This is a genomic window from Alysiella sp., from assembly GCF_030525755.1.
GTDB lineage: Bacteria > Pseudomonadota > Gammaproteobacteria > Burkholderiales > Neisseriaceae > Simonsiella.
On sequence record NZ_JAUNEC010000009.1, the window covers coordinates 1 to 14,108 of the forward strand.

The 14,108-nt window shown below is 42.4% G+C and carries 17 protein-coding genes; all 17 read left to right on the top strand.

Going from position 1 to position 14,108, the window contains the following annotated elements; all coding sequences use genetic code 11:
* On the top strand, nt 1-1,076 hold a 1,076-nt coding region (gene glyS / locus Q4B82_RS03165), incomplete at its 5' end, for a glycine--tRNA ligase subunit beta (RefSeq protein ID WP_303064983.1).
* A 124-nt stretch (nt 1,077-1,200) separates the two neighbouring features.
* Nucleotides 1,201-2,112, top strand: a complete 912-nt coding sequence (locus tag Q4B82_RS03170) for a hypothetical protein (RefSeq protein WP_303064984.1) — start codon at nt 1,201-1,203, stop codon at nt 2,110-2,112.
* 173 nt (nt 2,113-2,285) lie between these two features.
* A complete protein-coding gene (locus Q4B82_RS03175; protein WP_303064985.1) occupies nt 2,286-3,272 on the top strand; it encodes a glycosyltransferase in 987 nt (328 codons plus the stop codon).
* A 14-nt stretch (nt 3,273-3,286) separates the two neighbouring features.
* On the top strand, nt 3,287-4,060 hold the full coding sequence (locus Q4B82_RS03180) for a glycosyltransferase family 25 protein (protein ID WP_303064986.1): 774 nt from the start codon (nt 3,287-3,289) through the stop codon (nt 4,058-4,060).
* Nucleotides 4,057-5,145: a dTDP-glucose 4,6-dehydratase gene (rfbB, locus tag Q4B82_RS03185; RefSeq protein ID WP_303064987.1), complete on the top strand. Its 1,089-nt coding sequence runs from the start codon at nt 4,057-4,059 to the stop codon at nt 5,143-5,145. Before Q4B82_RS03180 ends, rfbB begins: the two co-directional genes overlap by 4 nt.
* Nucleotides 5,146-5,235: 90 nt before the next feature.
* A complete protein-coding gene (locus Q4B82_RS03190) occupies nt 5,236-5,946 on the top strand; it encodes an OmpA family protein (protein WP_303064988.1) in 711 nt (236 codons plus the stop codon).
* An 84-nt stretch (nt 5,947-6,030) separates the two neighbouring features.
* Nucleotides 6,031-6,909, top strand: a complete 879-nt coding sequence (locus Q4B82_RS03195; RefSeq protein WP_303064989.1) for a basic amino acid ABC transporter substrate-binding protein — start codon at nt 6,031-6,033, stop codon at nt 6,907-6,909.
* 531 nt (nt 6,910-7,440) lie between these two features.
* On the top strand, nt 7,441-8,811 hold the full coding sequence (purB, locus tag Q4B82_RS03200; protein ID WP_303064990.1) for an adenylosuccinate lyase: 1,371 nt from the start codon (nt 7,441-7,443) through the stop codon (nt 8,809-8,811).
* 11 nt (nt 8,812-8,822) lie between these two features.
* Nucleotides 8,823-9,140, top strand: a complete 318-nt coding sequence (locus tag Q4B82_RS03205) for a phosphoribosyl-ATP diphosphatase (RefSeq protein ID WP_303064991.1) — start codon at nt 8,823-8,825, stop codon at nt 9,138-9,140.
* A 72-nt stretch (nt 9,141-9,212) separates the two neighbouring features.
* Complete coding sequence (locus Q4B82_RS03210; RefSeq protein ID WP_303064992.1) at nt 9,213-9,536, top strand: histidine triad nucleotide-binding protein; 324 nt, start codon at nt 9,213-9,215, stop codon at nt 9,534-9,536.
* Nucleotides 9,537-9,582: 46 nt separating this feature from the next.
* Nucleotides 9,583-9,798, top strand: a complete 216-nt coding sequence (gene tatA, locus Q4B82_RS03215; RefSeq protein ID WP_303064993.1) for a Sec-independent protein translocase subunit TatA — start codon at nt 9,583-9,585, stop codon at nt 9,796-9,798.
* A 37-nt stretch (nt 9,799-9,835) separates the two neighbouring features.
* On the top strand, nt 9,836-10,291 hold the full coding sequence (tatB, locus tag Q4B82_RS03220; protein ID WP_303064994.1) for a Sec-independent protein translocase protein TatB: 456 nt from the start codon (nt 9,836-9,838) through the stop codon (nt 10,289-10,291).
* Complete coding sequence (gene tatC / locus Q4B82_RS03225) at nt 10,288-11,061, top strand: twin-arginine translocase subunit TatC (protein ID WP_303064995.1); 774 nt, start codon at nt 10,288-10,290, stop codon at nt 11,059-11,061. The genes tatB and tatC overlap by 4 nt, the downstream gene beginning before the upstream one ends.
* A 15-nt stretch (nt 11,062-11,076) precedes the next feature.
* Nucleotides 11,077-11,262 carry a DUF3460 family protein gene (locus Q4B82_RS03230; protein WP_303064996.1) on the top strand — a complete coding sequence of 62 codons (186 nt, stop codon included), beginning with the start codon at nt 11,077-11,079 and terminating at the stop codon, nt 11,260-11,262.
* Between the two features lie 257 nt (nt 11,263-11,519).
* Nucleotides 11,520-12,188 carry a class I SAM-dependent methyltransferase gene (locus tag Q4B82_RS03235; protein ID WP_303064997.1) on the top strand — a complete coding sequence of 223 codons (669 nt, stop codon included), beginning with the start codon at nt 11,520-11,522 and terminating at the stop codon, nt 12,186-12,188.
* A gap of 88 nt (nt 12,189-12,276) precedes the next feature.
* Nucleotides 12,277-12,933, top strand: coding sequence for a tol-pal system YbgF family protein (locus tag Q4B82_RS03240; RefSeq protein ID WP_303064998.1), 657 nt, complete (start codon nt 12,277-12,279; stop codon nt 12,931-12,933).
* 31 nt (nt 12,934-12,964) lie between these two features.
* Nucleotides 12,965-14,062: a conjugal transfer protein gene (locus Q4B82_RS03245; protein WP_303064999.1), complete on the top strand. Its 1,098-nt coding sequence runs from the start codon at nt 12,965-12,967 to the stop codon at nt 14,060-14,062.
* The last annotated feature ends 46 nt before the right edge of the window (nt 14,063-14,108 follow it).

Consider the following 14,108-nt stretch of genomic DNA (forward strand, 5'->3'; position numbering starts at 1 on the left):
ACGCGGAATTTTTCTACAAGCAAGACCAAAAAGCGGATTTGGCAAGCCGTTTGCCCAAATTGGCGAATGTGGTTTACCACAACAAAATCGGTTCGCAAGCACAACGTGTTGAAAGATTGCAAAAAATTGCGGTTTACATTGCAGGCTGCCTGAATGCCGACAAAGCGGTGGCGGAACGTGCCGCAATGCTGGCAAAAGCCGATTTGCTGACGGAAATGGTGGGCGAATTCCCTGAATTACAAGGGGTTATGGGCAAATATTACGCGCAACTTGATGGCGAAACGCCCGAAATCGCGCAAGCCATTGAGCAGCATTATTATCCGCGTTTTGCGGGCGACACGCTGCCTGAAAGCCCCATCGCCACAGCCGTTGCGCTGGCGGACAAGCTGGAAACGCTGGTCGGCATTTGGGGCATTGGCTTGATTCCAACGGGCGACAAAGACCCCTACGCGCTGCGCCGTTCCGCTTTGGGCGTGTTGCGCATGCTGATGAATTATCCTTTGTCTATCAAAGATTTATTGGATTTTGTGGCGGCACAATTTCCTGCCAATTTGCTGGCTGAAAACACGGTGGCGGAAGTGGCGGATTTCATGCAAGCGCGTTTGGCGGTGTTGTTGCAAAACGATTTCGCGCAAGACGTGGTGGCGGCTGTGTTGGCACAACGCCCCGACCGTTTAGATGATTTGTTGGCGAAATTGCAAGCCGTTCAATCATTTAAACAATTACCCGAAGCGGCTGCTTTGGCGGCAGCAAACAAGCGCGTACAAAATCTGTTGAAAAAAGCCGATGGCGATTTGGGCGAAGTGCGTGCCGATTTGTTGGCGCAAGACGAAGAGCAAGCCTTGTTTACCGCCGTGCAAGATTTGCAGCCGCGTGTGCAAACCGCGATTGCCGCGCGTGATTTTCAGGCAGCCTTAAAAGCGTTGGCGGCAATCAAACCACAAGTTGATGCGTTTTTTGATGGCGTGATGGTGATGGCAGATGATGCGGCTGTGAAACAAAATCGCTTGAATTTGTTGAATTTGTTGGCGAATTTGATGAATGCGGTGGCGGATATTTCGGCATTGAGCGAGTAAAAATCACATAAAAAATATTCAGGCAGCCTGAAAATAATGATTTTGTTTAATAAGCCATATTGAACATAAATTTTCAGGCTGCTTTTTATATAATTTTAAAAAACTTTATTAATATTATTTAATTATGAAATCATTAATTCACTGGTTCTGTTTTTACACCCACACCAAACATCGCTTACACGTTACCCCATTTCTGCAAAAACTGTATTCATGGCGTAAACCTATTAAACCTTATGCCTTTATTCGGGTATACAATGAAATCAAAACAATAGATACTTGTTTTGAAAGCATCATAGACTGTGTTGCAGGTGGCGTGATTGGCTTCAATTCCTGCACTGATGGAACCAAAGAATACATTTTGGCATTTTGTCAAAAATATCCGCAATTTACGCCAGTAGAATATCCTTATGATGTGATACCTAGTGGTGATTTTAGATATAAAGAAGAACAGCTTGATGCCAAGTTGTGTTTGGATAGTTATTACAACTTTGTTTGGGAAAAACTACCAAAAAATGAATGGATTATTAAGATAGATGCTGACCACATTTTTCATAAGCAATACTTACAAGATTTATGCAGATTACCATTGCGTAAAAAAGATTGTGTGATTTTAAACCGCATCAATTTGCATTGTGTGGATGGAAAAGTATTTGTTCACAAACAGCTTCCTTTTGCCGAAGACGGAGACAGTTGGATTATTTATAATCAAAATATTCATTTTGATTTTTTTCGTGGTTGGATAAATAACCGTTTTACCGCTTATGAAGTTTTAGAATTACCCAAGAAAGAACGCAAAAAAATTTATGGCGTTTTATGTAATTGGCATTTTCCGATTGTCAAGAACCAAAGAAATCAATTTAATTCCGATGATTGGGTTGAATTGAAAAGTTTAGATTACCAATCTAATCCCTATTTTCAAAAACAAAAAATGCAAGGTAGAATTCCCCAAGACATGATAGATCCTGAAAAAATTTTAGCTGGTTTTGAACGTTTCAATCATGAGGCAAGACGTATTTTACCCAATGATCAATCATGAAAATATTATTTTTGCACAAATGGTTACTTACAGGTGGTACAGAGACCGTATTAATGAACTATTTGCTATTGTTGTATAAAAAACATGATGTTGATTTGTTCATTACTTATGATTTGAAAGAAAAAAATTCTTATTTAAATCAATTAACAAATCAAATCAATCTTCAATTTATCATGCCACCTGATATTTGGGAGAAACAAAACCATTTGATTAAAGTTAGAAAAAATAGTTTGTTGCAAAAAATACGCTATGAGCTGTTCAAATGTGCTTTGATGTTGCGGACGATGTATTTTTTCCATCAACAGAAAATACAAAAATATGATTTAATTATTGATTTTAGTGATATTTTGGACTCATTTATTCGAATACATACTTTCAGCCAGCCTACAATCCGTTGGGTACACGGGCAACTCAATGGCGGCTCGCCAATTACCGCCAAACAAATCAAAAAATACCGCAGTATTTTTATTAAACACCAATGCGTCATTACCATTTGCGAGCAGATGAAACAAATCATCATGCAAAATTTAAGCCTGCCTGAATCACACTTTAAGGTCATGCACAACCCAATTGACCTGATGCTGATTAGAAAAAAAGCATCGGAACCCGTTAAGCTGCCTTTTGATGTACCCTATTTATTGCAAGTTTCCCGTTTGGTTCAAGGCAAGGGGCATGAAACCATGCTGGATATTTTCGCCAAACTGAAACAGCATGGCATTCCGCACAAATTGGTATTTATTGGCGATGGCAACAATCGTGTTTCATTGGAAGCTAAATTAAAACAATTGAATTTACAGGAAGAATGCTATTTTTTGGGCGAAATTAGCAATCCCTATCCGTATTTCAAACAAGCCAGTTTATTTTTACATACTTCAGAACACGAGGGTTTACCCACCGTAATATTAGAAAGCATGGCATTGGGCGTGCCTGTGGTGGCAATGGATTGTCCTACCGGACCAAAAGACATTTTGGGTGCAAACAGTGAATATGGCAAATTGATTGCCATGAATCAGCAAGATGATTTTGTTCAGGCTGTGTTGGATTTGTTGTATGATGATGTTTTGTACCAACATTATCAAGCGCAATCTTTGTTGCGAATCCATGATTTCTCTATGGAAAATATTGGACAACAATTGGAAAACTTATTGCAGGCAGCCTGAAAAGATAATTCAATATGAAAACCTACATCATCTCCCTAGCAGGCGAAACCCAACGCCGTGAACATATAATACAAGAATGCGCCCGTTTCCATATTGAACCCGAAATCGTGGACGCGGTAGATATGCGCCAAGCCACAGCAGCCGATATTGAACGTTTGTCTCGCAAAATCACGCATTGGAAACCGAAAAAACAACGTTGGTTAAGCAAAGGCGAATTGGGCTGTGCATTAAGCCATCATCAGGTTTATCAAAAAATTGTGGATAATCAAGATGACTTCGCGCTGATTTTGGAAGACGATGCCGAATTTATTGCCAACCCTCATGTTTTACTAAATTCAGGCAGCCTGAAAGACATTTATCAGCAATATCCATTTGATGTGTTACTGATTGGTTATGTGAAAATTTTGCCGCAATATTTGCCCTATTTTTACCGCTGTATTCCCATCAAAACACACGCTCAATTACATGGTTTTCGTTTTGGTACACCTTGGGCACAATACGCTTGTGGTACAGTAGCTTATATTATCACACAACAGGGAGCAAAAAAGTTGCTTTCTGCCACGACCCAGCCTTGTGCCACCGCCGATGATTGGCTGTATTTTGAACAAAAACTGGACTTAAAAATTTTACACAGCCGCCCTGCTTTTGTTTTAGAAAATTTACAGTTAGACAGTACCATACGCCAAGATACCCATTCCAGTTACTACCCCAAATTCAGTAGCCAAATTATACGCAGTATAAAAGGCTGCCTGAAAAACATTGCAATGAATTATTTGAGATTTAAATGAAAATTTTGGTAACAGGCGGTGCAGGCTTTATTGGTTCTGCCTTAATCCGCCATATTATTGAAAACACAAATGATTCTGTTATCAATGTGGACAAATTAACCTATGCTGGCAATTTAGACAATTTGACTAGTGTAGCCGATAACCCACGTTACGAATTTGAACAAGTAGACATCTGTGATCGTGCCGAATTAGACCGCATTTTCCAGCAATATCCACCAGATGCCGTGATGCACCTTGCCGCCGAAAGCCATGTAGACAGAAGCATAGGCAACGCAGCAGAATTTATCCATACCAATATTGTTGGCACTTTTACACTGTTGGAAACCGCTCGGGAATATTTTTTCAGGCTGCCTGAAAATGAAAAAGCCACATTCCGTTTCCACCACATTTCCACCGATGAAGTGTTTGGCGATTTGCACGGTACAGACGATTTATTTACCGAAACAACACCTTATGCACCGTCCAGTCCCTACTCCGCCAGCAAAGCGTCCAGCGACCATTTGGTACGCGCATGGCACCGAACCTACGGTTTGCCGACCATCATCACCAATTGTTCCAATAATTATGGCTATTATCATTTTCCCGAAAAACTGATTCCGCTCATGATTTTAAATGCGCTGAACGGCAAGCCCTTGCCCGTTTATGGTGATGGCTTGCAAATCCGCGATTGGCTGTTTGTGGAAGACCACGCCCGCGCCTTGTATCAAGTCATCACGCGCGGCAAAATTGGCGAAACCTACAATATTGGCGGTTTCAACGAACAAACCAATATTTCAGTTGTCAAAAAAATTTGTGAATTATTAGAAGAACTTGCTCCTGAAAAACCGCAAGGCGTGGTGCATTATGCCGACTTGATTACCCACGTTACCGACCGCGCAGGACACGATGTGCGTTACGCGATTGACGCGCGAAAAATCCAACGCGAATTGGGCTGGACACCGCAAGAAACCTTTGAAACAGGTTTACGCAAAACCGTGCAATGGTATTTGAACAACCGCGATTGGTGTGTTAGAGTTCAAAAGCGTCAATCATGTGTTTCACTTGCCAACCAAGATACAATAAGCCCTTCGCATAAATCAATTTAATTTTGTTAATGCGTGTTTCAGGCAGCCTGTTTATCGTATATAATGCTGCCGATTTTGACTGATTTCATTATTTTTAATGGGAAAACACAGATGAACAACAATGAAAAAATACACCTTGCCACAAACACGGTAAGCAGCGAAACAAGCGATAACGGCACACGTGTGGGTTTATGGGTAGGTTTAAGTGCAGCTGCAATTGCCACAGTAGGTGTTCTGGCGTTGGCTTTTTATACCGATTACCAAGCCAATAAAAAAGCAAAAGAAAGTCCCAGCGTTGGTGTTAGTGAAACAACCCTACACATTCAAACAAGCCACATTCTGCCTGCCAATGAACAAGAAGCAGCCAGCATGGCTTTGGTGATTTCAGAAACACAATCCAATGGCATGACCGCTCCTGCCGATGAAGCCATTCAAAACATACTCCCAGCTCAAACCATCATCACACCCATAGAAACCACACCTATCGCCGATAACCAAGCAGATGTTATCGTGGAAAATGGCGTGGTCAAATTCTATTTTGCATTAGGCAAATCTGAATTAGGTGGTGATATTTTGGCAGCACTTAACGACATCAATACAGGTGTTAAAGCAGGTCGAAAAGTTGTGGTTTCAGGTTATACCGACAACACAGGTGATACACAAACCAATGAACTTTTATCTAAAGAACGTGCATTTAAAGTACGCGATGCGTTGATTGCAGCAGGCATACCTGCTGACCAAATTGAGATGCAAAAACCACAAATAACCACAGGTTCAGGCAGCCAAAGCGAAGCACGGCGCGTAGAAGTTGTATTACAATAAGTGCTATTTAGGCTGCTGAAAAATGTTTCAGGCAGCCTGTTGTTTCCCTAAAATACATACACCATTCAAACAGGACAAACCCTTATGTTTAAATCTGCTTCATTTCCATTAACCCTAGCCTCTGTATTGCTGCTAGCAGCTTGTTCACAAGCCAACAACACCGAACAAAAGCCCGCTTCCTCTCCTGCAAATCATACAGCAGCTTCCGCACCCGCAAACCACAATAATTTAGATACCAACCGAAGCTACATTGTTGCCACAGATGCCTCTTATGCACCAATGGAATATATGGAAAACAATCAAGTCGTTGGTTTTTCACACGACATTCTTGATGCTGCTGCCAAAACCCAAAACATCAAGCTGGAATTTGTAAATACCCCATTTGAAGGTTTATTTGCCAATGTTGACAAAGGTGACAGCGACATCGGTTTAGCCAGCATTACCATCAACGAAGACCGCTTGAAACAGCTTGATTTTTCTGAACCTTATTTCCATGCTACCCAAATGATTGTTACAACCGAAAATAACAGCGGCAGTATCAAATCATTTACCGACATGAAAGAACGTACCGCATCGGTTCAGGCAGCCACATCAGGCGACTTGATTTTACAAGACTTACAAGGCAAAGATAGCCCAAAAATCAAACGCTTTGAAACCATGCCTTTGGCATTTAAAGAATTGGAAAGCGGTGGCGTAGATGCCGTTGTGGGCGACAGCAGCGTAGTGTCTTATTATGTCAAACAACACCCAGAGACCAAACTCAATACCATTGTAGACCCTTCTTTTGTTAAAGAAAATTACGGTTTTGCTTTTAAAAAAGGACGCAATGACGGTTTGCGTGAAGCCATCAACAAAGGCTTGGCACAAATCCAATCTGACGGTACTTACGAAAAAATCTACACCCAATGGTTTGGTGCGCCCAGTCAAACCAACACATCGAATCCCACGTCTGCCGCACAATAATGCCCAATTTAAGGCTGCCTGAAAACGCTTAACACGTTTTTTCAGGCAGCCTATTTACCTTTTAAGAACAAAATTTAATAAAATCAGTATAATACTATTATTGGGTACATTATAGTTACAGAAGTAAAAATGTCATACAAAGTGGCAAGATACAAACAATACAAACAGTATGACAAGGTAAGCTAACATCGTAGCACCTTCTTTTCAATTCTACGGCTATATCACTCTGCCGTACAAGCCACCAACCAGCAAAACACAATTTGGTATTACCCTTACCAAATACCAATTTGACTATAATGACGGGCATTTTTGCAGTGTAAAACAAATGTGTGATTTTAAAAACACTGGCGATTTTTCAAGAAACATCTTTGGATTTTATTGATTGTTTGTTGATTGCCAAACACATGATTTATGACGAAGAGATTGTTTCTTTTGATAAAAAATTGAATAATTACATCAATAGATTGTGATTTTAGCTGTGAATACACATTTTCAGGCAGCCTAAAAATATTTTTTAATAAGGAAAAACAAATGATTAACCCCATTTCAGCCCTTTCCCCATTAGACGGACGCTACGCCAAATCGGTAGAAAATTTGCGTCCCATTTTTTCCGAATACGGTTTGATGAAAGCGCGTGTGCGTGTGGAACTGGCGTGGCTGGTGGCTTTGTCGCGCGAGCCAAACATTGCCGAAGTGCCTGAATTTTCAAATGAAACGCTGGCTGAAATCCAAAATGTGATGGCAAATTTCAATTTGGAACACGCCGCCGAAGTGAAAGTGATTGAAACCACCACCAATCACGATGTGAAAGCCATTGAATATTGGTTAAAAAAACGCTTTGAAAACAATGCCGAAATTCAAAAAGTCAATGAATTTATTCATTTTGCTTGCACTTCGGAAGACATCAACAATTTGTCGCACGCGCTGATGTTAAAACAAGCAAAAGATGAAGTGATTTTGCCGAAATTAGCCGAAATTCAGCAAAAATTGCAAAAAATGGCAAACGATTTGGCAGATGTACCCATGATGTCGCGCACGCACGGTCAGCCAGCCACGCCCACCACTTTGGGCAAGGAAATTGCCAATGTGTTGTATCGCTTGAATCGCCAAATCAAGGCATTGAATCAACAAGAATTTTTGGGAAAAATCAATGGCGCGGTGGGCAATTACAACGCGCACATGGTGGCTTATCCCAATGTGGATTGGGAAACCCATTGCCGTTTGTTTGTGGAACAAAGTTTGGGCTTGACGTTTAATCCCTACACGATTCAGATTGAACCGCATGATTATATGGCGGAATTTTTCCAAACCATCAGCCGCATCAACACGATTTTGATTGATTTCAACCGCGATGTGTGGGGCTATATTTCATTGGGCTATTTCAAACAAAAGGTTAAGGCTGGCGAAGTGGGCAGTTCCACCATGCCGCACAAGGTCAATCCGATTGATTTTGAAAATTCCGAAGGCAATTTGGGCATGGCAAACGCGGTGTTGGGCTTTTTGGCGGAAAAATTGCCGATTTCACGCTGGCAACGCGATTTGACCGACAGCACAGTTTTGCGCAACATGGGCGTGGGTGTGGGCTATGCGGTTTTGGGTTGGGTGGCGCATTTGCGTGGTTTGGACAAGTTGGAAGCCAATCCTGCGGCTTTGTTGGCGGATTTGGACGCGACTTGGGAATTGTTAGCCGAGCCGATTCAAACGGTTATGCGCCGTTATGCTGTGCCGAATGCTTACGAGCAGTTGAAAGATTTGACGCGCGGCAAAGATGGCATCACGCCTGAAAGTTTGCGTCAATTTATCAATGGCTTGGCGATTCCAGACGAAGCCAAAACACAATTATTGGCTTTGACCCCAGCTTTGTACATCGGCAAGGCGGTTGAATTGGCAAAACGCATTTGAGGTAAAATTCAATGTCTGAAATCCTGATTGTCATTCAAAATACCCTAGAAACTCGCCGTTATGCAGACCCAAGTCAATCTTATACCGCCCAATTGCTTCATCAAGGACAAGATAAAATCTTAAAAAAAGTCATTGAAGAATCAGGAGAAGTATTAATGGCTTCCAAAGACAATGATGCGACACATGTCGTATATGAAACTGCCGATCTGTGGTTTCACAGCATGATTTTATTGACACATCACGGCTTACGTGTGGAAGACGTGTTAAATGAATTGGCACGCCGACAAGGTCTATCAGGTTTGCTGGAAAAAGCAGCGCGTTCCGCATAAAATATCACTTTCAGGCAGCCTATTTTGGTTTTCCATGCTGCCTGAAAGCATTTTTGAATAATAGGTAGAAATATGAGCGATTGCATTTTTTGTCAAATTATTGAGAAACACATTCCAGCCAGCGTGGTTTATGAAGATGATGAAATGTTGTGTTTTAAAGACATCAACCCCGCAGCACCTGTTCATCTGTTACTGATTCCCAAAGTGCATTTTGATTCATTGGCACACGCACAGGCGAAGCATGAAGCACTATTGGGTCGCATGATGTTTAAAGTTCCACAAATTGCCCAAGCCAATGGTTTAAACAATGGCTTCAAAACCCAAATCAACACAGGTAAAGGCGGTGGACAAGAAGTATTCCATTTACACATTCACATTATGGGCAGACCTGCTTGATTTTCAGGCAGCATAAACAAATACAATTATCAGACAAGGAAGCATCATGGGTTTAACTTCAATTTGGCATTGGTTGGTCGTATTATTGATTGTGGTATTGGTATTTGGTACCAAGAAATTACGCAATATTGGCAAGGATTTAGGCAGTGCGGTTCATGATTTTAAAGAGGGTTTAAATAACGGCACACCAGAAGAAACCCATACACAAAACAAAGATAACAACATCATTGAACATCGCAATGACCACGATAAAGCTGCCTGAAACAGCACAACCTAAATTTGATTTGTGATGATTGAATATGTTTGATTTCAGTTTTACCGAAATGCTGTTGGCAAGCACAGTGGCATTGATTGTATTGGGTCCCGAACGTCTGCCCAAAGCAGCCAGAACGATTGGTTTATGGCTTGGCAAAATGCAAACTTTGGCAGCCAATATTAAAGCAGAATTCAGCACACAAACTGAGTTAAATGAATTGCGCCAAATCCAAAACGAAATACAAGATGCCACTTGGGAAGTACACAATGGTTTACACAATTTAGCTCGCCCTGCTTGGGACAGGCTACCTGAACAAAGAACCCCAGCTGATTTTGGTATAGACACAAACAATACAACACATGATTTTTCAGGCAGCCCACATCATTTTGCTCAAATCAATGGTCTGCCCAGAAAATCATTGCGTCAGCAAGCCTTATCACGCAAACGCGATATGCGCCCACGTCATCGCCCCAAGCCAAAATTAAGGAATCGCCGATGAATAGGGTAAATAAAACCATCGCCCAAGAAGCACAACCCTTAATGGAACATTTGCTGGAATTGCGTCGCCGACTGGTCTGGTCGCTATTTGGCATGGTACTGTGTTTATTGTTTACCGTACCTTTCGCACAAGAGCTGTATGCCTTTATTGCCCAACCCTTAATGGCTGTGCTGCCTGAAAACAGCACCATGATTGCCACAGATGTGGTTGCGCCTTTCTTTGTGCCCATTAAAGTGGCTTTGATGCTTGCTTTTTTGGTTTCTTTGCCCAATACCTTATACCAAATTTGGGCATTTGTTGCGCCTGCACTCTACCAAAATGAAAAAAGGCTGATTTTGCCTTTAATTGCGTCCAGTCTCCTGCTGTTTGCCACAGGTATGGCATTTTGCTATTTTTTGGTTTTCCCATTGGTCTTCCAATTTTTTGCAGGCATGACGCCAGAAGGCGTAGCAATGGCCACCGATATAGATAAATACCTGTCATTTATCTTGGGTATGTTCATCGCCTTTGGAATGACTTTTGAAATTCCCGTAGCGGTGGTTTTATTGCACCGTATGGGTGTCATTTCCAGTACACAACTGGTGGCAGCTCGCCCTTATGTGATTGTGGCAGCGTTTGTGATTGCCGCTGTGGTAACACCACCTGACGTTTTATCGCAAGTAATGCTTGCCATACCCATGATTTTACTTTATGAAACAGGAATTTGGGTCTGTCGCATCATCGGTTCTCACAGAGAATCTAATGATGCGCAACACAAAACCAATCATTGATAAAAAGGAAACAATATGTACAACTACCAATCCGACACCACCCAATTTTTAAACGACTATTTGGCACAACACCCAGAAGAAGCCGAACAACGTTTAAAAAATCGCGGTTTATTGTGGGACGTAACCCTCAACCCCGAAGAACAAGCCAACTTTGAAGCAGCCAAATTGCCCAAAAAACCCTATACTTACCAAACTGATTGAACCCATTTGCCTTTCAGGCAGCCTGAAAAATCTGTGTTCATCAACTGATAGTAAATTCAATTTAAACCAGTACAGCGTTGCCAACCCCTGATGTACTAGGTACACACGACGGTCGCTATCGCCCTCCTTGTCCTGATTTAAATTGAATCCACTATAACAATGGATTTTCCATCACAAAATCATGTAAATAAAAAACAGTAAGTGCATGATTAATAAATAAAAAATACCTATTCAAACAATGGATACAGGTTTTACCTATGTCTACACGCCCCACCGTTTTTACACCTGAATTAAGCCATTATTTGCGTCAAATCAGCGAAGCTGAACACCCTGTTTTAACGCAAATTCGCACGCAAACCGCAGCACACCGTTTAGGCAAAATGGCGATTGCCCCTGAACAAGCTGCCTTACTCACTTGGTTGGCACGGCTCATCAATGTGCAAAACTACTTAGAAATCGGCGTATTCACAGGTTACAGCAGTACCGCAATAGCACTTGCGCTGCCTGAAAACGCGCGCTTACATTGTTGCGACATCAATATCAGTTTTACCAACATCGCACAACAAAACTGGCAACAAGCCAATGTGGCACACAAAATCACTTTACATTTGCAACCTGCCCTAATTACGCTAGACGAAATGTTGGCAAACGGTCAAAGTAATACTTTTGATATGGCATTCATTGATGCCGATAAACCTCCCACACCGCATTATTACGAACGCTGCCTGAAACTGGTGCGTCATGGTGGCATCATTGCCATAGACAACATATTATTGGGCGGTCGCATCACAGAAACCCAACTGGAAAACACACCACTCTCACATGCCATATTGCAAAAATTCAATGCCAGTTTACCGCATGACCCACGCATTGTACCGCTGACTTTGCCTTTGGGCGATGGTTTAACTTTATTACTCAAAAAATAATGCCCATTTCATAACCCTTACTTTTAGACACGCCAACAACCCATAATTGCCCGTCTTTTCAGGCAGCCTAAAACGTGAATACTTTGCCATGAATTTCAATCACTTCATTGTTTTACCCATTTTACTGCTCACCGCTTGTGCTGCACCACACATCAGGCTGCCTGAAACACCCCATAAGCCACAAACCACCTCTCTGCCCTATCCCGAAACCGACTTACCCAATCAATTTGAACAACTGTCTTCACACGTTCATCAATTAGAAGAACAGATACACAAATTACAAACACGCATTCAACAATTAGAACACAAACACAACAACACACAATCAAAACCATATAAAAATCATAAAATTCAAAATCATATCCAATCCACACCTACTGAACAACAACGCTTACAACAAGCACAACGCCTGTATCGCCAACAACGCTACCATGAAATCCTAGCCTTACTTCGCAGCACAGATGACGGCGGTTCAGGCACAGAAACCGACCGCCAAAGTATGTATTTATTGTTGCAAAGTCATGTACAGCTGAACAACTGCCAATCCGTAATTCAAATTGGGCAACGCTACGCCCAAAGATACGCCCCACACACACAAGCCGCCGATGCACTGTACCATGTCGGCAATTGTCAATGGCGCATTCAACAACAAGACATCGCACGTAATACTTGGCGTATGCTTTTGCGCCTTTATCCCAATAGCCAAGCAGCACAGCGTGCGACAAGCCGTTTAAATCAAAAATAAGCTTTTACCCAATCTAAATTGAAGGAACACCATGTTTACCCCCCTACCCGACCCACGCCCCTATCCCACTGACCCCATTAAAAACGAACTGCTGCTGTATGCCAGCCAAATCGCCCAAGCCACATCAGGCGCACAAAGCAAATTGGCGCGTGAAAATTTACACGCACGCATTACAGAAATGTTGGCACAAAAACACGTTTTAAGCTTATCGGTTGCCATGAGCATGGCAGCATCAGCAGACATTTATGCGGTATTAATGGACAGCGTAGCTGATGTATTAAACGCAAAAAATGATGATGAAGTTCAATGGTTTGCCTTACCTGTTATCATTGTTGCAGGCAGTAAGCAAGCAGCTGAACTGAACACCTTCAGCCCCTGTGCAGAACTGGCTGCCTGTCTTGCCAATTATCCTGCTCAACGCCCATTAACACACGCCCAATGGCTGCCTCAACTCTTGCGTGCCGATGATTTCGCCCAAATCAAAGCCGAAAACTGGTTCGCCGCCAAACAATCCTTTGAAGCTGCCGAAGCATTTGCAGCCAAATTGCCCACACGACCACTTCACATTCCCCAAGACCAATCAGTACACGCTGCTTATGCACTGGGTTACGGTAAACACAACATTCAGGCAGCATTAGGCGTAAACTTGCGCGAAGCTGCCCTGCCACTCATGCAAATTTGGCAACAGCATCTGGCACAAAAAGGGCTAACCCTGTTTACCAACCCACTCAATCCCAATAACCCCATTCACGCATTAGCCGATGCGGGTCAAATGCGTTTGCGTATGGCTTTGGACGTGTTTGCCACCAATGCCATACGCGCAGTACGCTTACAAAGCCCACGTGTTGGCGTAGTCATCGCAGCGCAAGAAAGCAGCAAATTGCTATTTGGCTTCAATGCCACCGAAAACGCCTATGGCTTACAGAACCAAGTTTTCACTTGGACACTTTCGCCACGCGACAACATTGCCATGATTGTGCAAAACTTTCTGGATTTGATGAGCGATTGCCAAGTAGAACACATTCGCCTGCTACATGAAATGCTGCCTGAACATACCGAATTGCCCACTTATGCCGAAGCACAAAACCACTCTGGACACAATCCACTGCTGCACAACAGTGTACAATAAATGCCATAGCCTAAACCTACCAAACAGGCGAACCCCACTTTTTCCG